The 24,013-nt window shown below is 43.5% G+C and carries 22 protein-coding genes; 17 read left to right on the forward strand and 5 right to left on the reverse strand.

Annotated elements, in window-relative coordinates; all coding sequences use genetic code 11:
• Positions 1-177: 177 nt before the first annotated feature.
• The gene (locus CW740_RS00655; RefSeq protein ID WP_106645744.1) at positions 178-1,311 is read left to right on the forward strand and encodes a S8 family serine peptidase; all 1,134 of its coding nucleotides are present in this window, start codon (positions 178-180) and stop codon (positions 1,309-1,311) included.
• A 325-nt stretch (positions 1,312-1,636) separates the two neighbouring features.
• Entirely contained in the window at positions 1,637-2,773 is a 1,137-nt protein-coding gene (locus CW740_RS00660; RefSeq protein ID WP_106645745.1) for a S8 family serine peptidase, read from the forward strand.
• Positions 2,774-2,870: 97 nt separating this feature from the next.
• Here the strand turns inward: CW740_RS00660 and CW740_RS00665 are convergent, their stop codons facing one another.
• Entirely contained in the window at positions 2,871-3,602 is a 732-nt protein-coding gene (locus CW740_RS00665) for a 2OG-Fe(II) oxygenase (protein ID WP_106645746.1), read from the reverse strand.
• 131 nt (positions 3,603-3,733) lie between these two features.
• Here CW740_RS00665 and CW740_RS00670 point away from each other — a divergent pair, with 131 nt between their 5' ends.
• A complete protein-coding gene (locus CW740_RS00670; protein ID WP_106645747.1) occupies positions 3,734-4,840 on the forward strand; it encodes a TRAP transporter substrate-binding protein in 1,107 nt (368 codons plus the stop codon).
• A 29-nt stretch (positions 4,841-4,869) separates the two neighbouring features.
• On the opposite strand, the gene murI is transcribed toward CW740_RS00670, so the two are convergent.
• The 3 genes from murI to CW740_RS00685 are packed head-to-tail and all read right to left on the reverse strand — an operon-like array spanning position 4,870 to position 7,676.
• Positions 4,870-5,688: a glutamate racemase gene (gene murI, locus CW740_RS00675; protein ID WP_106645748.1), complete on the reverse strand. Its 819-nt coding sequence runs from the start codon at positions 5,686-5,688 to the stop codon at positions 4,870-4,872.
• 16 nt (positions 5,689-5,704) lie between these two features.
• Positions 5,705-7,093 (reverse strand): TRAP transporter large permease, encoded by a 1,389-nt coding sequence (locus tag CW740_RS00680; protein ID WP_106645749.1) that lies wholly within the window; start codon positions 7,091-7,093, stop codon positions 5,705-5,707.
• Complete coding sequence (locus tag CW740_RS00685) at positions 7,086-7,676, reverse strand: TRAP transporter small permease subunit (RefSeq protein WP_106645750.1); 591 nt, start codon at positions 7,674-7,676, stop codon at positions 7,086-7,088. Before CW740_RS00685 ends, CW740_RS00680 begins: the two co-directional genes overlap by 8 nt.
• Before the next feature lie 540 nt (positions 7,677-8,216).
• Between CW740_RS00685 and CW740_RS00690 the strand changes: the two genes are divergently transcribed.
• The 3 genes from CW740_RS00690 to CW740_RS00700 all read left to right on the forward strand — a co-directional run bounded on the left by CW740_RS00690 (position 8,217) and on the right by CW740_RS00700 (position 11,211).
• Entirely contained in the window at positions 8,217-9,872 is a 1,656-nt protein-coding gene (locus CW740_RS00690; RefSeq protein ID WP_106645751.1) for a serine hydrolase domain-containing protein, read from the forward strand.
• 323 nt (positions 9,873-10,195) lie between these two features.
• Positions 10,196-10,765: a flavodoxin family protein gene (locus tag CW740_RS00695; RefSeq protein WP_106645752.1), complete on the forward strand. Its 570-nt coding sequence runs from the start codon at positions 10,196-10,198 to the stop codon at positions 10,763-10,765.
• A 113-nt stretch (positions 10,766-10,878) separates the two neighbouring features.
• Complete coding sequence (locus CW740_RS00700) at positions 10,879-11,211, forward strand: hypothetical protein (protein ID WP_106645753.1); 333 nt, start codon at positions 10,879-10,881, stop codon at positions 11,209-11,211.
• A gap of 3 nt (positions 11,212-11,214) precedes the next feature.
• Here CW740_RS00700 and CW740_RS00705 read toward each other — a convergent pair whose 3' ends face one another.
• The gene (locus CW740_RS00705; RefSeq protein ID WP_106647969.1) at positions 11,215-11,607 is read right to left on the reverse strand and encodes a DUF3224 domain-containing protein; all 393 of its coding nucleotides are present in this window, start codon (positions 11,605-11,607) and stop codon (positions 11,215-11,217) included.
• 185 nt (positions 11,608-11,792) lie between these two features.
• Here CW740_RS00705 and tssC point away from each other — a divergent pair, with 185 nt between their 5' ends.
• The 11 genes from tssC (at position 11,793) to CW740_RS00760 (ending at position 24,011) form a co-directional block, all read left to right on the forward strand.
• Complete coding sequence (gene tssC, locus CW740_RS00710) at positions 11,793-13,190, forward strand: type VI secretion system contractile sheath large subunit (RefSeq protein WP_106645754.1); 1,398 nt, start codon at positions 11,793-11,795, stop codon at positions 13,188-13,190.
• 3 nt (positions 13,191-13,193) lie between these two features.
• Positions 13,194-13,622, forward strand: a complete 429-nt coding sequence (gene tssE / locus CW740_RS00715; protein WP_106645755.1) for a type VI secretion system baseplate subunit TssE — start codon at positions 13,194-13,196, stop codon at positions 13,620-13,622.
• Positions 13,615-15,387, forward strand: a complete 1,773-nt coding sequence (gene tssF, locus CW740_RS00720) for a type VI secretion system baseplate subunit TssF (protein WP_106645756.1) — start codon at positions 13,615-13,617, stop codon at positions 15,385-15,387. Before tssE ends, tssF begins: the two co-directional genes overlap by 8 nt.
• Positions 15,388-15,397: 10 nt before the next feature.
• Positions 15,398-16,192 carry a type VI secretion system baseplate subunit TssG gene (locus tag CW740_RS00725; protein ID WP_106645757.1) on the forward strand — a complete coding sequence of 265 codons (795 nt, stop codon included), beginning with the start codon at positions 15,398-15,400 and terminating at the stop codon, positions 16,190-16,192.
• A 13-nt stretch (positions 16,193-16,205) separates the two neighbouring features.
• On the forward strand, positions 16,206-18,863 hold the full coding sequence (gene tssH / locus CW740_RS00730; protein WP_106645758.1) for a type VI secretion system ATPase TssH: 2,658 nt from the start codon (positions 16,206-16,208) through the stop codon (positions 18,861-18,863).
• Between the two features lie 151 nt (positions 18,864-19,014).
• Entirely contained in the window at positions 19,015-19,488 is a 474-nt protein-coding gene (locus CW740_RS00735) for an Hcp family type VI secretion system effector (protein WP_106645759.1), read from the forward strand.
• 71 nt (positions 19,489-19,559) lie between these two features.
• The gene (locus tag CW740_RS00740) at positions 19,560-21,653 is read left to right on the forward strand and encodes a type VI secretion system Vgr family protein (protein ID WP_106645760.1); all 2,094 of its coding nucleotides are present in this window, start codon (positions 19,560-19,562) and stop codon (positions 21,651-21,653) included.
• 20 nt (positions 21,654-21,673) lie between these two features.
• Complete coding sequence (locus CW740_RS00745; protein ID WP_106645761.1) at positions 21,674-22,201, forward strand: DUF4123 domain-containing protein; 528 nt, start codon at positions 21,674-21,676, stop codon at positions 22,199-22,201.
• Positions 22,198-22,479 carry a PAAR domain-containing protein gene (locus CW740_RS00750; protein WP_106645762.1) on the forward strand — a complete coding sequence of 94 codons (282 nt, stop codon included), beginning with the start codon at positions 22,198-22,200 and terminating at the stop codon, positions 22,477-22,479. The genes CW740_RS00745 and CW740_RS00750 overlap by 4 nt, the downstream gene beginning before the upstream one ends.
• Positions 22,480-22,488: 9 nt before the next feature.
• Positions 22,489-22,887 carry a hypothetical protein gene (locus CW740_RS00755; RefSeq protein ID WP_106645763.1) on the forward strand — a complete coding sequence of 133 codons (399 nt, stop codon included), beginning with the start codon at positions 22,489-22,491 and terminating at the stop codon, positions 22,885-22,887.
• On the forward strand, positions 22,884-24,011 hold the full coding sequence (locus CW740_RS00760; RefSeq protein ID WP_157826388.1) for a hypothetical protein: 1,128 nt from the start codon (positions 22,884-22,886) through the stop codon (positions 24,009-24,011). Before CW740_RS00755 ends, CW740_RS00760 begins: the two co-directional genes overlap by 4 nt.
• Positions 24,012-24,013 lie beyond the last annotated feature (2 nt).

Here is a 24,013-nt window from a genome sequence, read left to right on the forward strand (position 1 = left end):
AAATTAATGCAAATATGCATTAGAAAAACTTATTGGTATGACCTCTACACAAAATGTGAAAATTTGTTTGATTGTATCTATATATGTTGATATAAGTACTTGGCTTTCATTAGAAAAAATAATATATGAAAGCCAGTAGATTTAACTTAATTAATATACACACTAAGGGGTAGGTATATGAAAAAAACGCTAATCGCTAGCGCTGTTGGTATGGCCGTAGTGTCATTCTCAGCTTCAGCAACACAACCCACCTATTCATCAAATGATGAATTGAATGTTCAAAATCGTTGTATCGTCAGCTTCCATAACAACATTGACGCTTCCCAGGTAAAAGGGCTGGCAAAAGGCTTAGCGCAACGAGCAAATGCTTCTGTTCGTCACGTTTATCAGAACTCAATCAAAGGCTTTACCGTGAATGCACCATGTCACGCAGCAGAAAAAGCCTTTGGCGGTGATATGAATGTTAAAAGTATGAGCCCAGATGGTGTGGTTAGCGTTAGCTTTAAAGGCAAGCCAGGTGGTGGCGGTGGTGGCGGTAGCCAGACTACGCCATGGAGTGTCACGCGTGTTGGTGGTCCTGTCAGTGGTGCTGGTTATACGGCGTGGGTCATTGATACCGGTATTGATGTAGACCACACTGACTTGAGCGTTGATGCCAACCGTGGCTTCTCCGTTTTTACATCAGGTCGTGATGCGGGTGTTGACGATGGTAACGGTCACGGTACACACGTAGCCGGTACTATTGCAGCGCTAAACAACTCGCAGGACGTGGTTGGCATTGCTGCTGGTGCTACTGTAGTTCCGGTCAAAGTATTGGATTCGCGTGGTTCAGGTTCTTATTCGGGTGTTATTGCTGGTGTTGATTATGTTGCAGCAAATGCTTCTTCAGGCGATTGTGCCAATATGAGCCTCGGTGGCCCAGTAAGCCAGGAGTTAGACGATGCGGTTAAAGCTGCAGCGCAAAATTCAGGTGCTTACTTTGTCTTGGCTGCGGGTAACGACGGTGATCATGCAAACAACCATTCTCCAGCACGCGCTAACGGAAATCGTGTTTATACCATTTCGGCAACTGACTCAAATGACAATATGCCGTACTGGTCAAACTATGGTAATCCACCAGTAGACTATGCTGCTCCTGGCGTAAGTATTCTTTCTCTTCGTGCTGGTGGTGGTACTACGACTATGTCTGGTACTTCAATGGCATCTCCAGCAGCCTGTGCTGTGATCATGCTTAAAAACGGTAACCCATCAACTGATGGAACCGCCGGTAATGATCCAGACGGCAATCCAGATCCAATTATCCATCTATAGATAAGTTTGGATACTTTGGGGTAGAAACAGGCGCTCAACATGAGCGCCTTTTTTTATGAATAAAGAAAATAGTGCACTAATCAGGGCTGCTAAGCTTTGCTAACTAATGATACAAAACGCTACAAATGAAGTGGTTTTTGTAAAGCATGTCGACACATTTAGCATTATTTTTAATTATTGGTTTGTCCAGTTCACAAGAATAAAAATAATGATTGCGCAAGGAAAACTTGATTGCTATAAAAATGCAATCTGTTCACTCGAACATAAAATGAACAGTACGTAAAAATAGAAATAGAGCAATTCACAAATCCTAAGGGGTAGGTATATGAAAAAATCTCTAGTCGCAAGCGCCGTTGGATTAGCGGTACTTTCCACTTCCGCAATGGCCGTTGAACCAACCTTCTCATCAAACGATGAACTGAATGTTCAAAACCGTTGTATCGTAACTTTCCACGACAATCTTGACGCTTCACAAGTAAAAGGTCTTGCCAAAGGTTTAGCCCAACGCGCTAACGCATCCGTACGCCACGTCTATAAAAACTCAATAAAAGGCTTTACGGTGAATGCGCCATGCCATGCGGCAGAAAAAGCTTTCGGCGGTGACATGAACGTTAAAAGCATGAGTCCAGACGGTGTTGTCAGTGTTAGCTTTAAAGGCAAGCCAGGCGGCGGCGGTGGTGGTGGCGGTGGCCAAACCACACCTTGGAGCGTAACTCGGGTTGGTGGTCCAGTCAGTGGCGCAGGTTATACAGCCTGGGTCATTGATACCGGTATTGACGTTGACCACACTGACTTGAACGTTGATGCAAGCCGCGGTTTTACAGCATTTACTAAAGGTAGAGATGCTTCTGTAGATGATGGTAACGGTCATGGCACACACGTTGCCGGTACTATCGCAGCACTAAACAACTCGCAGGATGTTGTCGGCGTTGCAGCTGGTGCTACAGTAGTACCGATTAAAGTATTGGATTCGCGTGGTTCAGGTTCATACTCAGGCGTTATCGCCGGTATCGACTATGTTGCGGCAAATGCAAATTCTGGTGACTGTGTAAACATGAGTTTAGGTGGTCCTGCTAGTTCTGATGTTGATAATGCAGTAGAAGCAGCAGCGCAAAGCTCAGGTGCATACTTTGTGGTTGCAGCAGGTAATGATGGTAGTCATGCCAGCAATTACTCGCCAGCACGCGCCAGTGGTAACCGTGTTTATACCATTTCAGCAACTGACTCAAATGACAACATGCCTTACTGGTCAAACTATGGTAACCCACCAGTAGACTATGCAGCACCGGGTGTTAGCATCCTGTCTCTAAGAAATGGTGGCGGTACTACGACCATGTCAGGTACTTCAATGGCATCTCCAGCAGCTTGTGCTGTGATCATGCTGAAAAACGGTAATCCATCAACCGATGGTACAGCCGGAAATGATCCAGACGGCAATCCAGATCCGATTATTCATCTGTAAGGATTGTTGTTTAGAACTAATAATAAATAACGGATAGACGAGCTAAGGCTCAATTAAGCGCTCCTTGGAGCGCTTTTTTTATGGACGGTAGTAAAGATTATTGCTGTGGTTTTTGCTGATTTTGTGGTGCAGTGCCATACATATCCTGAGCACGTTGATAGAGCACCCAACTGGTGAAAATATATTTATCGCCGGATATAGGTTTTTGACCACGGTGGGTATGAGTAAAGCCGGCAGGGAAGATGACTAATGAACCTTGCTCAGGCTTGCTCTTAACCTGTTGATAGAAGAACTCAGTTTCGCCACCTTCTTCTACATCATTTAAATAGAACATCCAGACCAGACTACGATGCAAGCTATCCTGATGAGGATCGGTTGGATGCGGATAATGCTCAGAATGCCAATGAAAATATCCGCCTTGCCCCTTTTCGTATTTTTGCATGTTTACAGGGCCTAGACGATAAACTGTCTTGATAAATTCTCCCAGCGATGCGTCGTCCATCTTTTCGACATCGACATAGCTCAAGTTTTCCATTTCGCCTTCTTTGTTCTGATATTGAAGCGAAATGGCGCCAGCCAGTAGGAAAGGATATTGTCGAACGTAGTGAATCAAGCCGCGCAGTACAACATTCTGTAGGTGGAGCATTTCTTCCTGCCACTCATCCGGAAAGCTGGTGCAGGTGATATCAATACTATTCTTTTTTATTTTATCGACACCGGCACCTGTTTGGCCTTGATGCTTATGCTCACTCTTTTCGAATTTTTCAATACAACGCTGGCAGAATTCAGGATCTAAAGCCTGTTTGTAGATATTTATAAAACTGGACATACCAATATAACCCCATTTATTAATTTGATGCTGGTCTTTTATTAATCAAAGTTGCCATAGCCTATTATACTGGGTACATTGTTGCCAGTCCTTTTATGTAATCATGTCGACACAAAAACATAACGGTATAAATGATGAAAAGAAGAAAGTTTATTGGAGCTTTAGGTGCTGGTGCAGCAGTGGCGGGATTGGCTGCCTGCGGGGGAGCGCCGACAGAATGCAAAGACGGTCAGGTAGCAGTTAAGAAAGGTGAAAAAATTAAATGGACCATGGTTACTACATGGCCGAAGAATTTTGCCGGGCTGGGCGAAGGCGCGGAGTATTTGGCTAAATTGATCGGTCAGCTAAGCGGCGGTCGGATGGAAGTCAAAGTTTATGGTGCTGGTGAACTGGTGCCGGCACTACAGGTTTTCGAAGCAGTTGCAACTGGCGCTGCCCAGATGGGTCATGGTGCTGCCTATTACTGGTCAGGGAAACTCTCGATGTCCCCATTTTTTGCCGCGGTTCCATTTGGACTAAATGCACAGGAAATGAATGGCTGGCTATTGCATGGCGGTGGCATTGAATTATGGCGAGAGTTATACGCACCTTTCAATTTGATCCCAGAACCAGCAGGCAATACAGGTGTACAGATGGCGGGCTGGTTCAACAAAGAAATCAACTCAATGAGTGATATTAAAGGGCTCAAAATGCGGATCCCGGGTCTTGGCGGTGAGGTCTGGAAGCGAGCAGGTGGTATTCCGGTATTGATGCCGGGAAGCGAAGTTTTTACCTCGCTTGAGACTGGCGCAATTGATGCAGCAGAATGGGTTGGTCCATACAATGATTTGGCTTTTGGCTTATTCAAGGCAGCTAAATACTACTATTACCCAGGCTGGCAGGAACCGGGTTCAACGTTGGAAGCACTGATCAATAAAGAAGCCTTTGAAGCACTGCCGCAGGACTTGCAGGATGTGGTTCGTCACGCCTGCCGTGTGACTAACGCAGATATGTTGGCGCATTTCACCTCAGAAAATAATAAGGCACTGCAAACCTTAGTCAACAAACATGGCGTGCAACTGAAAGAGCTACCAAAGGATGTACTTAATGAGCTGCAAACGATTTCGGAAGCAATGATAGAAGAGCAGGCCAAGACCGAACTTGATCAAAGAATTCTCAAATCGTTTAAAGAATTCCGCGATCAGGCCAAGAGCTGGCACGAGGTTTCAGAAGTCAGTTATTACCGCGGTCGAAAATAACACAATAAAATAAGGCGCTATTGGGCGCCTTATTTTTTGCAATTATCGGGTAGCTCCGCAACGGAAATATTCTCTAAAAGAAGCTGTGAGAATATGGTTGATGCTCGCTCAGCATCTCCGCTGGTGAAGTATCGAACATACTCCTGATCTTTAAAGTTCAGTAAGTCATGTTCTGCCAGAACTCGGGTTAACTGTAGCGAAACGGCATCGGCTGTGTGAATGATTTGTAGTTCCTGATTTCCTGCTACCTGTTGTGAGGAAATTTTGCGCATCAGTGGAGCAAGAAATGGGTAATGGGTACAACCCAGAACAAGAACGTCAATATGCTCATCAATCATTGGCTGCAGGTATTTCTCAACCAATTGGAAAGCTTCAACGCTGTTTAGGTCACCACTCTCAACTAGTTCAACAAATCCCTCGCAGCTGGACTCAAATACTTTTTTATCTTTGGCGTATTCAATTAACAGCTTCTGATAGCGGTCGCTTTTAAGTGTGTTGTCAGTGGCAAAGACTCCAATCTTACCTGAGCGTGTCGCCAGTGCAGCTGGCTTTATCGCAGGCTCCATGGCAATGATCGGAATATCAAATTCCTTTCGCAGCCACTCTGCCATAACCGCTGTTGCCGTATTACAAGCAATGACCATTGCTTTGGCACCTTGCTCAACAAAGAAGCGGGCAATGTGAGTACAGCGTTTATGCAGTATCTCCTTAGGTAATCGACCATAAGGTGCATAGGCTGAGTCGGCCACATACAATAAGTTTTCATTGGGCAGGTGATCGCGAATGGCTTTGAGAATTGTTAGCCCACCCACGCCTGAATCAAATACGCCGATTGGTGCCTTACTCATCGGAATAAGCCCCTTCTCATCCACTGACGTAGGCTGGTAGCCATGTAGCCAGTGATGGCCATGCAGCAATCATAATCAGCACCACTATTTGGATGACGATGAATGGTATTACGCCACGGTAAATCTGCGAAGTACGAATGGTACGTGGCGCGACACCGCGCAGATAGAACAGAGCGAAACCAAAAGGCGGTGTCAGGAATGAGGTTTGCAGATTGATGGCAATCAATATACCCAACCAGATTGGATCGGCACCCATCATTAACAGCACCGGCCCGACAATTGGCACAACCACAAACGTGATCTCAATGAAATCAAGGATAAAGCCCAGTAGGAACATCACCAGCATAATGATCAGTAATGCGGTAAATAGTCCACCCGGAAGATCGGCAAAGAACTGGTGAATCAAATCGTCGCCACCGTACATACGGAATACTAGCGAGAAGATAGAGGCACCAATAAGAATCAGGAATACCATGCTGGTGGTCTTAACTGTTGAACGCATAACATCTTTAAGACGTGCAAAAGTTAATTGGCGACGAATGATAGCCAGCACAATTGCACCCAGCGCACCGATAGCTGCGGCTTCTGTTGGAGTGGCGAAGCCATACAGAATGGAACCCAGTACCGCCACAATGAGAATCAGGGGCAGTGATAAATTGATTAAGGCTTTCCAGATCACGCTGCGCATATCGACCGAATCGTCGAACTCAATGGCCGGAGCGGCATTAGGCTTGCGCCAGGCAACAAATGCAACGTACAGCATGTAACCAACCACCAGAATCATGCCCGGAATAATGGCGCCCATAAACAAGTCACCAATTGAAGCCACTTGCTCAGTTTGAAGGCCCATACTTTTGGCTTGTGTCATGGCGTTAGCCAGAACGTCACCTAGCAGAACAAGAACAATAGAGGGTGGAATAATCTGGCCGAGAGTACCTGAGGCGCAGATAACACCGGTTGCCAGTTCTGGCTGATAACCGCGTTTAAGCATCGCTGGCAAAGACAGCAAGCCCATGGTCACAACCGTTGCACCAACAATACCGGTACTGGCTGCCAATAACATTCCGACAATCGTTACTGCAAAGCCCATGCCACCACGTAATTTGCCGAACAGAGTAGCCATCGAGTCGAGAAGATCTTCGGCAATCTTGGTTCGCTCCAGCATTAAACCCATAAAGATAAACAGCGGCACTGCGATCAGCGTGCTGCGCTCCATGATTTTATAGAGTCGACCAGGAAGGAAATTAAGCTGGATCGGATCCAGCATGCCAGTGCTGGCACCAATCGCTACGAAGATAAGAGAGACCCCTGCCAAAGATAGAGCAACCGGATAACCCCACAGTAGCACCAGACACACTGACAAGAACAACAGCAATGGCATTAAGGTGAAAATTGAATCAGCCATGCTTCATCTCCTGATCACCCGTTACCTGTGGAACCGCTTCAGTGTCCTCATCGGTTCCATGTGGTAATGCTTTCCAACCTAACAGGTAGGCCATGTTGTGCAGGAATTGGGCCGTCCCCTGGATAACCAGAGTAATGGGAAGAGCCAACAATAAAGTCTTGAGCATATAAAGGTAGGGCAGACCGCCAGGCTGACTTGAGCCCTCTTTGATCTTCCAGTTGAAAATGACGTAATCGAGGCTATAGATAATCAGGAACACACACACCGGCAACAACAGAATCAGAAATCCAGCCATATCAACCAGTGCCTTGGTGCGGTGCGAAAAACGGTGATAGAACACATCCACACGAACATGGTCATGGTGTTTTAAGGTATAGGCAGCGCCAAGCATAAAGACGATAGCGTGCATATAGGTGACGGATTCTTGTAGCGGAATTGCACTAAAACCGAAAACATTGCGCAGCAGCAACACAGCAACCACGACCAGCACCATAAACAGGGTCAGCCAGCTGATCAGCTTGCCTGTCCATTCAGTAAAACTTTCGAGGATATGTATTAGCGCAAGAATAGGGCGTTTGACCATAATCCTGACTCTTAAATTTACGTTTATTAAGCACTAAATGAAAATTTAGGCACGGCTTATCCACAGGTTTGAATAAATATTAACAAACCTGCATGTTCATAAGGTTCTTTTAATTGGCTTTGTAAGCGCCTGAAAATACTGAGAAAATCGACGAAGGATAGATTCCCCAAAACCTATATAGGTGATTTATTATATGTTTCTCAGTTTCCCCAAAAAGTTTTCACCAAAGTTATCCACAGAAATGTCCATGCTGTGGATAAAAAATAAGCAAAACTCGAGCTGTTTAAGATACTCCAAAACAGCCCAAAGATCCAATAGCTGAGAATGTAAAAACTTACAAATTTTCCAGGCCAGTTACACTTATTAAATATCTCTAGTAAATTGCGTGGAATAAAATGAGTTTGCCAGCGTTACACTCATAAGCCATGACTGAAATTAACACCTGGTCAGGCGGGAAACACGCATGATGGGCGTGGAGTGATATCAGAAAATCTGGTCATTGATATAAAAAATCAAAGGACAATACAAAAGGGTAATCTTATGAATTTAGCAATAAACAGCGCCTTATTGAGCCTGGTAATGGTCGCAAGTCCATTAGCGATAGCTGATGTGGATAAAAAGGCAGCGGAACAACTAAGCGAACAAAGCTCACAACAACTCAGCCAATACTTTGAAACTCTGGCGGATAATGGTCGCTTTATCGGTACCGCAGCCATCTATCTTGATACGCAGCCACTCTATCAAATAACCATTCAGCCGAGTAATAAAGCCGACAATGGGTGGTCATTGAGTGCAAACCAGGAATTAAAATATAAAATTGGCTCAATCAGCAAGACCTATGCATCCGCCATCATTTTTCAGCTGATAGAAGAAGGCAAACTGACGCTCGACACCAAGCTTGCAAAGTTCTATCCGAAAGTTAAAAACGCAGACAAGATCACCATCAAGCATCTACTCAACCACCAATCCGGAATATTCAACTACACCAACGAGCCAGGCTTTAGTGACTATGTCTTTAAACCAAAGGATAAAGATTTTCTAGTTAGCAAAATTGAAAGTTTCGACTCAGTGTTCGAGCCGGGAGAGAAAGCTGAATACAGTAATAGTGGTTACTTACTCTTAGGATTCATCGCAGAAGATATCGAAAACAAGCCCTACGCTGAAATTGTCAAAGAACGTATCAGCAAGCCCTACAACCTGAATGACACCTATTATGGTGACGACATCAAAGAGCGTAACGGCGAAGTACACTCCTACGAATACAAAGGGCGTTGGGGCAAGATGGCGCAGTGGGATATGTCTATCCCCGGAGCTGCCGGAGCGCTGGTCTCGAATGCCGACGAACTCAATAAGTTCATTAACCTATTATTCGATGGCAAAATCATCAAAAAGGAAAGCCTCAAAACCATGACCACCATGGACATGAAATATGGGCTTGGCATCTTCGAAACCAGTTATGGCGAGGACGACAATAAACTTGAGGGCTATTGGCACAATGGCGGCATAGAAGGCTTTAGAACCCATCTGGCCTATTACCCAGAAAAGGATCTCAGTATAGTGCTGCTCTCCAATGGCCTTCGTTATGACATGCGTGAAATCTACGAAGCCATGTTGGACGCCTATTCTGGTAAACCCATTGAAGAACCCACCTTCCCAGAGCCGCTGAAACTGACCGAAGAACAACTGAAACCGTTAGCAGGTAACTACAGCAGTGAAACTTTCCCGCTGGATATTAACGTCAGCATCAAAGACGGCCAGCTCTATGCTCAGGCAACTGGACAGGGTGCATTCCCACTAGACGCCTATCCGGATGACAAGTTTGAATACATACAAGCAGGTATTGAAATGCGTTTTGACCGCGATACTGAACAGTTTGTCCTGATGCAGGGAGGACAAGGTTATGCCTTTACCAAAGAAGGAGCGACTAAAAAGAAAGGTTACCAAGTCCCGCAAACTGTGCTTGAACAATATACCGGAGTTTATGGTTCGGAAGGCTTCCCGCTTGATCTGGAAATCAAAGTCAAAGATGGCAGCCTCTATGGACAGGCCACCGGCCAATCCGAATTCCCGCTAACTGCTGAAAGCGAAACCCGCTTCCGCTTCAAGCTGGCAGGTATCGTCATTAACTTCGAAGCTGACAAAAGCCAACTCACCATCACCCAGCACGGTAAAGATACGGTGCTTACGAAAAAATAGCAGGCACTATCTATTTGTATCGATAGGGGCGGGCCAATGTGCCCGCCCTAATTATTGTTTCGTACTTGTGGAAGAGCGTGACCAAAGGAATACGATTAGGAAGAACATAATATAAGAAAAGGCAATCAACCAGAGAAATGTCATTCTGAATTTAATTCAGAATCTGCTCTTAAGTCTGTTATGCATGCTTGTAAACAAGAAGCAATACTAATAGAGTCTAACAATATTAAAGGCGTTAAAATTTTTGGTGCAGTACGTAGGACTTCCCTAGGACAGGCTCTGCGTAATGACAACTCTCAAAGATATTAATAAGTGAAAATATAATGATAAAAGTAGCAGTGATATTTCACTCCGTAACCGGTACAACAAAACAATTAGCCGAAGCAGTCACTGCGGGTGCTTCGTCTGTACCGGGCAATGAAACAATGAGTTTTGAAATAGTAGGCTCGGATATAGTTGAAGGTCGATACAGGAACAGTGAAATATTGGAAGTCCTAAATGATGTTGATGCCATGATTTTTGGAACTCCAACCTATATGGGTTGTGTCTCGGCTCAGTTTAAGGCTTTTGCGGATGCAACTGGAGAGTTGTGGGCTGAAAAACGATGGGCAGATAAATTTGCAGCAGGCTTTACCATCGGTTCAAACTTAAGTGGCGATCAGCTTAATACTATCCAGTACTTGCAAATCTTTGCTAATCAACATGGGATGTTATGGGCCAGTCTTGATATCCCCGGTAACTTCGACTCGGAAAATAGAAATAGGCTGGGCGCGCAGTCTGGGCTGATTGCCCATTCGAAAGATGGTGAGCTGCACGAAACAGATTTGATTACAGCTCACTACCTCGGACAGAGAATCGCGAAGGTTGCTAGAAAGTTTGCATCAGAAAAATAGGTATCATTAGATGTAGCAGATCGGCAGGCCAATGGCTGAAAAAAGTGATTACTTAAAAATGAAGTGACCATTAGTTGGTATATGCTTCATAGAACACAAATACAAGGGATAAAATGGAAGGAACAATTAAATTAATACTAGTCACAGCCTTAGGAGTAATTTCCGCTGGAATCTATTTTTATCTATTGCTTGTTAAAAAGTCAGCTTTAGTCCAACCACCATCATTGATTGTAGTGGTTGGTTTGATTTTTATAGCGGTGATAGGTGGGCTGATTAGATACTCACAAATTAATGATCAGCCCATGACTGGTCAGCATATATTTGAAATAGTTCATTTTGCATTACTACTGCCAAGCATCGCTATAGGAGTGGCTATACTTAGATCTTTTGGGACTTATCTTGGTAGATATCAAAAGTCTAAATTAGAAAAAAACGATGATGAGTGAGTATCAAGGCAACTGATAATCAAATTCGTAAAAGTGTTTACCATCTTCAATATAAATATTCATCTGACCAGAAAGGCCAGCTAACTCGCCGACGCCAGAGTCAGGTATCACTTCAAGCGTTAATTTCTCAGCACCTAATTCCATAACACCATAATGCTGTAAAACAAAGCTGCCCTGCTTTCCTTCGAGCGAGCCCACTACCTGTTCAATTGCGACATACCCGGCAGAGCCTTTGATTGGGGTCATGATACTGAGCATTTCGCCATTACTGGTGGCCTCTAATGGGCCGGAGAACTCTTTTTCAATCGACATGCGCCGAAAGGTCATGCTGTCAGTGCCATTAATGTTTGATTCTAAAGGGTTTAGCGTTACTGTAAAACTTCCGTTGATTTGCATAGTAACCTCTGGCTCATCTGAATTATCAACAATGTAGTACAAGCCAGTAAGGACATCAAGCAAGAAAGTTTAGCATCAAATTGTATCTTTCAGATATATTTCACATTTTTCTAGTTTAGATGGCGGCTACAAGCTGTTAGACTTGCACGCTTTGTAAAACCCCATAACAGAGCGTTATCGAGTGCATGGAGCTGAACGCGTCTAATTTACAGGCCCCCCAGCAAGGATTGCTTAGTACCCGTCTAGAGCAACAGCCTGTTGCTGTGCCTGATTTACAGCAGTTTGAAGATTTGATTACCCGATTGGTAGTGGAGATCGACGAGTGTCTGAATAAGGTGGTTAATACCATTCTGCATCATCCGAAGTTTCAGAAACTCGAGGCGGACTGGCGGGCGGTAAGTTATCTTTGCCATGAAAAGACGCGCTATAGTAACAAGCGAAAGATTAAAATAAAGCTGTTGGATGTGAGTTTTCATGCGCTGGCCAAAGATCTGGGTAAAGTGCTGGACTATGAGCAGAGCGAAATCTACAAAAAGGTCTATGAGGGGGAGTATGACAGGCCTGGTGGTGAGCCATTTTCCCTGTTGATCGGTAGCTACAAGATTCAGCTGCAACGCAGGCCGGGCATTATCAGTGATATCGAAGTGCTGAAATTGATGGGCAAGATAGCCGTAGCATCATTTGCCCCTTTTATTTGCAATACCAAGGCCGAGTTCTTCGGCATTGACAGCTTTACTGGTCTACACCCAAATCTGAAATTAAAGGATTTGTTTCGGCAGAGTGAATATCGCGAATGGAACAGCTTGCGAAACGAAGCGGAAAGCCGTTATCTGGGATGCGTCATTCCTGAGATATTAATCCGAAAGCGTTACCAGAAAAGTCTCTACAACAATCAATTGTTATTTGAAGAAACCATTGAGCATGAGCGTGAAAGACTGTGGGCTAATGGCTGTTTTGCCTTTGCAGCGGTGACCATGCGCGCTTTTGCGGAATATGGGTGGTACGTAACAATTCGTGGTATGAAGCGCGATCAGGTGGGTGGTGGCTTGGTAGATGGGCTGCCCTATGAAGAAAACTCCGATCTGGTGATAAAGATTCCGCCAGTCAGCGCCTGGATTCAGGAGCGCCAGGCCAGAGCTCTGGAAGCCAGTGGTTTTATTCCGATAACTATTATAAAGCATACCCCCTATCTGTTATTCCAGAGCAACTACTCAATCTTTGAAGTGAAAGAGCAGGAGAGCACTTCGAACAAGCTGGCGGGAATGCTGCAATATATCTTATGTGTTTCAAGATTCGCGCATTACATCAAAGTTATAAGCAGACAAAAGATTGGCAAGTTCTTAAGCGAGGAGGAGTGTGAGCAATATTTGGAGCGTTGGTTGCGACAATATGTTTCCGCCAGTCAGAGCACCTCGATGGAACTTAAAGCCAAGTATCCGTTACGAGCAGCACAGATTAAGGTTGCAGCCAAACATAACAGTCCAGGAAGCTTTGAGTGTCAGATGATGATTGAGCCGCACTATCAGCTCGATGGCATCGAAAGCAAAATCACCTTTACCACAGAAATTAAAAATAGCGAGTAGAACATGGAAAGTTTGTGGGAAAGATTAATCGGAAAAGAGATCAGCAGTGAGCAGGATTGGTTAGCAAAGTCGATCTGTGAAGACCTGAAAAGAATGTTGAATACACGAAAGAGTCTGCTTTTGTCAGATGAACAATTTCCAAACGTTAAAAAGTCAATTCTTAACTATGGCATTAATGACTTCAGCTTTGGCAGTGTGGGGACCGAAGAGGAAAGAAAGGAGCTGGCAAATCAGATCCATCAGGTCATCAGAGAATATGAGCCGCGCATAGAAAATATGATTATCGAAATACTCGAAAACAAAAGTAAAGAAGACCGAGTCTTACGTCTGGATATTAAGGCGGAATTAAAAACTAAAGAGCAGATAAATATCAGAACCAATATTGATGTTATGGAAAACGCTAGCGAAATAAAGGAGCTCTATCATGAGTGACAGATTGCTGAGCTACTTTGAGCGTGAACTAGAATCTATCAAACAGGAAGCGGTGGAATTTGCCAGGGCAAACCCAGGCCTGGCACCAAATCTTGGAATCAATGAAAAAGGCATCGACGATCCGAACGTTAATCGATTGATTGAATCGGTAGCTTTCTTAAATGCAAAGATCAGTAAGAAGCTGGATGATGGTGTTGATGAGCTGGCTGAGTCGATCTTGGGGACGCTATATCCAGATGTGGAAGCGCCATTTCCGGCAACTGCGACCATGAAGTTTAATTTAGACGGCAGTCTTACTACCGCGACTCAAATCAATAAAGGCGAATTAATTAGCATAGCCGGTGATAAAGGTGAGGAGTGGACTTTTACCACTGCTGCCAGCGCAGAGCTGGCGCCAATAGATATTGCAAATGCAACCTATAGCGGGCTGCCTTTTGAAAAACCAGAGTACAGTGATAGTGATAAGATTAAAGCAAAGTTGACTATTGATTTTGCAGTGCAAAAAGAAGTGGCTAAAGATGAATTTATAGTGATAAATGAAATTAATCTAAAGCTGAATGATGAGCCGAGAATCAATAGTCTGTTATATCAAGCGTTAGCAAAAGATGCAGTTTGCATTGAGTGTGATTATGGCGATAAAAGAAAACTGTTAGGGAAAGAGACAATCAAAAAAGGTGGCTTTGATTCCGATTTGAGTTTGTTGCCTAAAAGTTATCAGCAGCTGGACTCCATGCAACTGGCCCGCGAAGTATTAAATTCGAAACAGAGCTTCGAGCATTTACTACTGGATCACCTGGAAATTGAATTAAAGGCAAGCGAGAAACTGGTCGTAAATTTTTATTTGCTGACCGACAATCCAGAGCTTGAGCAAGCTATAAATCATGAAAGTTTCGCCTATGGCTGTCTGCCGGTGGTTAATTTATTCCAGAAGGCTGCAGAGCCCTATAAGTTAAAGGGCAATGAGACGCGTGAAGTTGAGGTGCGCGGTAGTAAAGGGGAAGCGCTTGAAGTCTATAAAGTCGACAGAGTGGATTATTTACAGGGAAAGTCCGAGCGGAAAACTGTTGCCGCCGCATATCAACCGGGGGATAAGCAGGAAGGTGCATTGAGATGGTCTGCTAAGCGGATTCATAAATCTGCACAGCAGGGAAGTTACAGCAAAACAGTGCTCAGTATTTTGGGTGATGAGGAGCAGGATGATTACATCATTTGCCCTATGGTTTGGGTAAAGAACCATAAGGATATTAGCCGGGTGATCAATCGAGCCCAACAATTGGAGATACAGTTTCATGAAGCGCATTCAGAATTGAAGTCTATTGAGTTGATTGAAACAGTGCGTGCCGAAAAAAGTGTAGAGCACAATGGACAGGCGCGATGGACACTGTTGAAGAAAACCGGCATTGGCCACATCACAACCAATGGTGTCCCAGCATTACAAGAAATTCTGCAGCAAGCAAATATATACAAAGATAATCAAATCAATTTAATGATTGAAGCGATTACAGAGTGCAACACAGAACGAATCGTTAAACGAGCTTTTGATAAGAAACATTCCGGTTTTATTAATGGACAAAAAGTGAAGATACAAATATCAACAGAGCCATTTGGCAACTTTAGTCTCTATCTGTTTGGCCTGGTAATAAGTCGTCTATTAACGGAGCTAACGGCAATAAATAGTTTTACCGAGTTGAAGATTGTGACTAGCGGACAGCAAAGGCAAGAGCTCAACTACCCGGCACGAATGGGGCAGATACAGTTTATATAAAGGGGCGAGAATGATTAGACAAAGTGATGTGCTTGATTTGCACCGTGCATTATCGGAACAGGTACATCTCGGTTTAAATTTACTTGATGCCTATAGCCCGCTACCGGAGATCTTTAGTCAGGACATACTGCAAAGCATTAAGGATCAGGGGACAGGAGCAGATGCTTTTCTGCTGATGCTGACCAGGCGATTGAATCAACTTTTAGCAAAGGGCAAAAAGCGTAGTCAGCTAGCAACTGAATTAAAGCACACGGTTAATGAGCTGGACGTCACAAGTAGCTTGTACCAGACCAGAATGGTATCAGCTAATAATGACAAAACTGCTACCTATTATTGTGGCCTGATGCCAACCACCGTTAATACAGCTGCTGCACTTAAAACAGTTATTGAGCATTGGTTGGTGGATTACATCAAGAAAGTTGAGATTCAAGAGTTCGTCGGTAGTTGGTTGGCCATACCTGATGAGCAGAAAAGTCGACTAGGTAAAGCTGGTAGCTTTAACCGACTGGGATTGGATGTAATGCTGGGTGAAAAGCAATGGAACTATGAGCAGAAGCTTGTCATTCGGATGTATGTTAAAGACCAGCTGGAGCAGCACAAGTGGCAGGAAATGAAACAACAGGCGGCGGTTATTAAGCAGATGGTTCATAGCTATCTGGACTCTGCAATTGAATATCAAGTAGTAGCAGTGATTAATCCTCAACTCGGTACAGCAATACAATTGAATTCGGCAAATGGTGGCTCAAAGTTAGGCACTGATAGCTGGCTTGGCAATTTGAATGAAACAACTCAAGTAGTTTTATAAAAAGGAAACGACAATGGCAAATACAGAAATACGGAATTTAATCGAGAAGTTAAATGATGAATGTAAATCTTCGCTGGAAAAGGCGGTGGCAACCTGTTTTAGCAAGACCCATTATTATGTGGAAATACAGCACTGGTTAATTGAGCTGTTAAAGAGTGAAACCAATGATGTGCATGAGATTTTAAAATATTTTGCAGTCAACAGCGATCTGTTAGAGCAAGACATTTTACAAGCGGAGCAGCAGTTTAAAACCGGCAATGGCCATGCTCCGGCATTGTCTGAATACCTGATGAAGATGATACAGAAGGCCTGGGTTTCTGCTTCGATCAATCAGCAAAGTACTAGCGTTCGTTCAGGACATCTATTTTTAGTGCTGTGCAATGATGACAGCCTGGCGTTCCTGATGTCGGGTATGAGCAAGGAGCTGAGTAAGATTGATTGTGCAGAACTGGAGGCTGACTTTACCAGCATAGTATCCGGCAGTAGTGAGAATATTAGTAGTCAGACACAGGAAACAGCAGCGAAAAAAGCCGGCAGTCAAAAAGCACTTGAGCAATATACGATTGACTTGACTCAGCAGGCGCAGGCTGGAGAGCTTGATCCGGTTTTAGGCCGAGAAAATGAGGTCAGACAGATGATCGATATTCTAACCAGACGTCGCCAGAATAATCCGATCCTGACGGGTGAGGCAGGGGTCGGTAAAACGGCTGTGGTAGAAGGTCTGGCACAAAAAATTATAAGCAAAGAAGTCCCAGAGGTTTTGCATAACGTATCGATCCGAGTGTTGGACATGGGTTTGTTACAGGCGGGTGCGGGCGTTAAAGGTGAGTTTGAGAATCGTCTGAAGCAGGTAATTGCTGATGTTAAGTCATCCATCAAGCCTGTAATCCTGTTTATTGATGAAGCGCATACCATGATTGGAGCCGGTGGAGCAGAAGGCCAGAATGATGCAGCAAACCTGTTGAAACCTGCGCTAGCCAGAGGTGAGTTAAGAGTCATAGCTGCCACCACCTGGGCCGAATATAAAAAATTTTTTGAGAAAGATGCCGCACTTTCTAGACGCTTTCAGGTAGTCAAAGTAGAAGAGCCCGATGTAAATACAGCGATAGATATTATGCGTGGCGTTTCTGAAGTGATGGCAAAACATCATAAGGTGCATATTCTTGATGAAGCCTTGACCAGTAGTGTTCTGTTGTCCCAGCGTTATATTCCTTCAAGACAGTTGCCTGATAAATCAGTGAGCCTACTTGATACTGCATGTGCCCGAGTAAATCTGAGCCAGAATGCCAAGCCTGCATTGATCGAAGCAAGTGAGAAATCCATAGAAAGCTGGCAAAAAGAATTAGCCATCTGTGAAATGGAGGCAACTCATGAGGAGCGAATAGCAGAACTCAAGGCATTGATTGAGCAAGAGCAAAAGACACTACAAGGTTTAAACGAGAAGTGGCAGGCAGAGCTTGCAATAGTCAAAAAGATTCATGCTTATCACGAGCAGGAAGATAAAAAGCCAGAGCAGCTGGAAAAATTAAGAGCTGAACTTGTGTTTGTGCAACAAGGAAGCCCTATGGTCTTTGAAACGGTCAATGAGGCAGTTATTGCGGCCATCGTTTCGGACTGGACCGGAATTCCAGTGGGCAAAATGAAAAAGCAGAATATCAATCAGGTACTGGAACTGGAAGAGCAGCTGACTGAGCGTGTACGTGGACAGGATCTGGCCCTTAAATCGATTGCGCAAAGTATGCGTGTTTCAGCTGCAAAGTTGATGGATCCAAACAAGCCACGCGGCGTGTTCATACTCGCTGGCCCAAGTGGTGTAGGTAAAACAGAAACTGCTTTAGCCCTGGCTGAGACCCTTTATGGTAGCGAGAGAAACGTGATAACCATCAATATGTCTGAATTTAAAGAAGAGCATAAGGTATCACTATTAATGGGATCGCCTCCGGGTTATATCGGTTACGGTGAAGGCGGTATCCTGACCGAGGCAGTAAGACGTAATCCCTATTCAGTGATACTGTTGGATGAGATGGAAAAGGCTCATCCGGGCGTGCAGGAAGTTTTCTTCCAGGTCTTTGATAAAGGCATGATGAAAGATGGTGAAGGCCGAGATATCGACTTTAAAAACAGCGTAATCCTGATGACGACCAATGCCGGCACCGAAACCATGATGGATTATTCGCGCTTAGAGGCTGATGATGAAGAAGAAATTGTCGAGACGTCACCTGAGCAGGAATATGAAGAACTGACTCAGGTTCTGCATCAGGATTTACTGCGCTACTTCAAGCCCGCCTTCCTGGGGCGCACCACTTTGCTGGCGTATAAAGCTCTGGAGCAGGATATCCTGCGAGATATCACCAAGATTCAGCTAGCAAGAGTGAGTGAACGGGTCAAGGATTCCTACAAGGTGAGCTGCACATTTGCTGATGAGCTGATTGAGAACATCGTCGAACGCTGTACAGAAACGGATTCAGGCGCTCGTAATATCCAGAAAATTATTCAGCAAAATATCCTGCCACAAATTTCGAATTATTTCCTCACTCGTCTTTTACAGGAGGATGAGTTGAAGGATGTTGTCGTACTGCTGAAAGATGGAGAGCTGGAGATAAGTACGGAGTCATATTTACCAGTACAGGAAGCCAATCAGCAGCAATCGGCGGAATTGGCTGCACAATAATATGACCTACTTCAAAAAACACTGCGATCAGTAAAAAAAGAGTTGAAAAATTTGAAGTAGGCGATAGTATCTCGGATGTATCTGATATATCAGGTCGCAAATGATGCTTTTTTAAGCGGAATATAGTCAAAACAAAAAAGGAGTAATATTCATGTCAATTTTCATGAATTATGACAACATCAAGGGTGAAGCTACTGCAAAAGGACACGAAGATTGGATTGATGTCCTATCAATCGATTGGGGTGTTCAGCGTGGTATTACTGCTCGAGTAGGCACCAGCAAGGATCGTGAAGCTACTTCAGCGGACGTTAGCGAGTTACGTGTAACTAAATACATGGACAACACAACGCCATACTTATTTAAAGAGGCTTGCGTTGGTAAAGGTAAGAAAGTTGAGTTACACCTTACTAAAACAGGCGATACTCTAGAAAGCTACATGGAGTATATATTGAGCGACTGCATGATTAGTGGCTATCGTGTGAATTCTGATGGCGAGCGTCCAGTTGAAGAGATTACACTGAGCTTCACTAAGCTTGAACAGAAATACACGCCTTACGACGATGACCATAAAGCTAGTAGCCCAATTAGCAATGGTTATGATGTTGCTAAAGCTTCTATGATGTAAAACAGATACGGCACAGCATTTGCTGTGTCGTATTTTTTCCCAGTACCATTTAATGTATACAAGGATCGTTAATGGGTCTCTTCGAAAAATTCTCACAAACCAACCGATTAATCCGCATTGACACTGAGCTTGGAAGTGACAAATTGCTGTTGACCAAGGTAGAAGGTCATGAAGCATTATCCAGACCATATCAGTTTTCTCTTACCTGTCTGTCGCAGTTGTCAGCCATAGAGCCGAATAAGTTGATGGGTAAAGTAATCGACTTTAGCTTTGAATTGAATGACGGAGGGGAGCGAGCCTTTAATGGTATCGTTTGTGAGTTAAGGCATCGGGGTAAGATCTCGGACACCCTGTATCAATATGAATTAAAAGTAGTGCCGCAACTGTGGCTATTATCGCAGCGTACAAACATCAGGATCTACCAGCACAAAACCATCCCACAGATAGTGGAACAACTACTGTCTGAGCATCAGGTGGTGTTCGAGTCTAAATTAACTGCCAGCTATCCGGTACATGAATATTCTGTGCAATATCAGGAAACCGATCTGGACTTTGTGCAACGATTACTGGCCGAAGCCGGGATTTTTTATTACTTCAAACAACAAACTAATCAGCATCAGCTGATCTTGCTGGACGATAAGAATCAATATGATAGTGAAGGCAACGGTCTGCTAAGCCAGAGCTATGGCACCCTTGAGTCAGAACATTTCAGCGAATGGCAAACCAGTAGCCAGCTGCTGCCCATCAAATACAGTAGTAATGGCTATGACTTTAAGCATCCTGCCAGCTCATTAAGATCAGACCGCGAGCATTCTGAGAATGAAGTTCTAGATGCTAACAATATGGAAGTCTACCGCTATCCGGGTGACTATCAGAACAAATGTGATGGACAAGCCGAAACAGCAAAACGACTTGAGGCCATTCAGAAGCATCAACTGCAAGTCTATGCCGAAAGTAATATTCGAGATCTGAAAGTCGGTCATGTTTACTCCATAGTGAAACATGAAAACATCAACGAAGTAGGAAACAGCTATCTGGTCACCGAGCTGGAATACTATGCTGAAGATGATAGTTATAAGAATTCGAGCGAATCTAAGCAGGAAATTAAAAATAAAGCACAGCTGATACCTGCAGAGGTACAATTCAGACCGGATGTAAATAACCAGAAACCTTCGGTCAAAGGCCTGCAAAGCGCGGTCGTAACTGGACCAGAAGGCGAAGAGATTTATACCGACCAATATGGGCGCGTTAGAATCCAATTCCACTGGGATCGAGAAGGGAAAAAAGATGAAAATAGCTCGTGCTGGGTGAGAGTATCGCACCAGTGGGCTGGCGCAGGATTTGGAGGCATCAATATCCCGCGCATTGGACAGGAAGTTCTGGTTGAATTTGAAGATGGTGATCCGGATAAGCCAATAATTACTGGTCGAGTGTACAACGCGCGTAACATGCCACCTTACCAGCTACCTAATAACAAGACTCAAAGTGGTTGGGTGTCACGTAGTACGCCAGACGGCACAAAAGACACAGCTAATGAAATCCGCTTTGAAGATCGCAAGGGAGCAGAGCATCTGTTGATTCATGCAGAGCGCAACCAGAGTATTGAGGTGGAAAATGAAGAGTTCCATTGGGTAGGTAAAAATAGAAGAAAAACCATCGATAATGATGAAACAGTAGAAGTCAAAAATGACCGCAAAGAAAAAGTTGGTAATGATGAAGAAGTAGAAATTGGCAATAACCAGACCCTGCAGATTGCCAATAATAGTGTGCTTAAGGTTGGCAAGAACCGAACCGTTGAAATTGAAAAAGATTCTATCAATACGGTCAACAATCATCAGAAAGATTATGTCTATGCTAACCACTCGCAAGAGGTTGGTGGCCATTATAAACACAAAGTTGCTGGTAAATATACACTGGAAGCAGTGGAAAAAATCTTTACTAGAACTAACAAATTCCTATTAGAAGTTTCGGATACATTAGAAATCGCGGGGCCGGGCGGAAGCATTATAATTGATAGCAGTGGCATTACCATAGAAGGTAAAGAAATTAACATTAAAGGGTCTGCTATCAATCTTGGCTCAGGTTCAGCAAGCCAGATCGAAGCCTTAAAGGGTGCGGCCAATGAAGGTTTACCATTCTGTGAAGAGTGTGAAAGCAATAGCTAATCGAAAAGCAAGGATTGGCGATGTTGAGCAAGCAGATAGTATGCAAACATTCATTGAGTAGAGCAGGCCTGAAAGAGCAGTTAGAAAAAGCCAGCCTTGGGATAAAAAACTACGCTATTATTGATGCGGCAAAGAATGAAACCCTATTTTCATATATCAAAGGTCGAAAAGATAGCTACACAAGTCTGTTTGTAAAGGACAGTCGTCAGGAACTGAAAACAGTCGCGCCTTACTTGCTAGAACTAGAAGCCGAAGATGCTAACTGGATTATCGATGACATAATTGATAAAGACCTTGGCTTTGTAATTGGAAGTGAAACTTGCCATCAGGATTGGGTAAATAAGCTTTCAGAGTGGATATATCAGAAAGACGAGAAAGGAAAAGTCAGTCTTTTCAGACATTATGATCCAGTTGTATTGAGGCAGCTTATTGAGAATGAAGGCTCAGGAAGTGATAGCATAGTCACAGAAATCTATCCCGATAGTGTTATCGTCATGAAAGCCTCAAATGAAAAATACACGAAGTGGACAATCGGAAGTAAAGAATGAAATCGATAGCGTTAAATGGACATACCCACACCTGCAAAGGAACAAAAAATAGCATTCATAAGAATGGCCCAATTCAGGCCGCGCAAACACTGGTCAAAGTTAATGGGATGCCGGTGGCCGTGGTTGGAGACAAGATAACCTGTGATGACACCATAGATACCATAGTAACTGGATCGGCAATAGTAAAAATTAATGGAAAGCCAGTGGCAAGAATTGGCGATAAAACTGCCATAGGCGGCTTTATCGATAAAGGTGAATCATTGGTCAAAGTAGAATAGTGGTCAGCCATGGAAGACAATAAACTGTCGAAAGTCAAAAAGCTTTTTGTTGATAACTATTATCGAAAGTTTCTCGAATCACAAAAGAACAGAATCCAATCTAATTATCCAGACTTCTGGAAGCAATTAACTGACCAGGAAGTACTGGAGTGGATAGACTCTGTGGTAATCGATGCAAAAAAGCTACATTTCGGCAATGAATTTTTAATCGAAGGCTATTTAGATATTGTCTGTAAAATCGGCAAAGATTTTATTACTAACCCTGCTGTTGAAGACAATATTGTAAAATTTATTAGTGATAGTAACTTTTCACCTTACGTCAGAGTCAGAGACACTAACCGATATATTGATAGAAACTCTCCTAAGTTAACCTACCCTGTACCAAGCGATTATAAAGGGAATAAATGATGAAACTTGTATACACATTGCTATTAGCATTAGGAATACTTACGGCTTGTAATGCAGAGAATCCAAAAGAGATAGCTCATGGAAAACTTAATTATGACAATATAAGTTATCAAGAGTATGAGTATAAATTCATAAATAACTCTGAAAACGAAAAAGTGATACAAAGAGTAAAGGATTACGTAGATTCAGATTACCCAGGGTACTGGAGTAACCTTAGTGAACAGGAAAAAGATATTTGGTTAGATTATGCACTCTATACAGGAGCCAAATACGGCTACGGCTATGGGACAGATGTTTTAGGGTTTGTAAAGGTTGCAATGACAGCAGGCGCAGGGTTCATGGTTGATGATGAGGCTGACTATGAGTTGCGCAAGATTATGCACAACAATAATCAAAGTGGGTTTAGAAAAATTGACCAGGCTATAGACTATTTAAATAAGAATAACGTCCCAGAACCTAAGCCCACCAAAATTGAAGTAAAAAAAGTAGTTTGGCTGAGCAAAATAGAAAACAAAAGAAAGCAAATAAAAAAGAAGCCAAGTATTACCGTTTCATCCAACAATAGTTCAGAAGGAAGTATTGACATAGATGAAATAATATTAGATGGAAAGTTTAGAAGTGGCGCGACAGGAATTCATGAATGTGGACGATCGGTTAATGGAGGGGGTAGAACCGCATCCTTATATTCACCACCGCCTGTTGATTCAGTATATGCCAAGTGGTACTCGTGGAATGAAAGAAAAAATATTGAGGCAACTGTAAGGTTACCAGGAAAGGAAATCATGGAGCGCCTTTACTATTTTCCACCATGGTACGAGTCTGAATTTCATCAGAGACCGCATTCTTACATAATAATAGATATTCGACCAAATAATAAAGTATGGGTTAAATTTGCTAGCAGCCTATACCCACAATCACAACAGGAAATAATGATAATTGGAGAGGCACAGGGAAAGGCAACGAATGAAGTGGTAACAAAATTTCATCATTATAAAGAAGGCGAAGACTATCGACTGGACTGTTTCGAAAAAAGAAAGTCGAGAAAAGATGAATGGGCTAAATGGGAGCCAACAGTATTATTTGATGATTGGTATCCAGGAGCACCTCAGAACAAGGAAGATTAGCT

The organism is Kangiella profundi (genome assembly GCF_002838765.1).
Classification (GTDB): Bacteria; Pseudomonadota; Gammaproteobacteria; order Enterobacterales; family Kangiellaceae; genus Kangiella; species Kangiella profundi.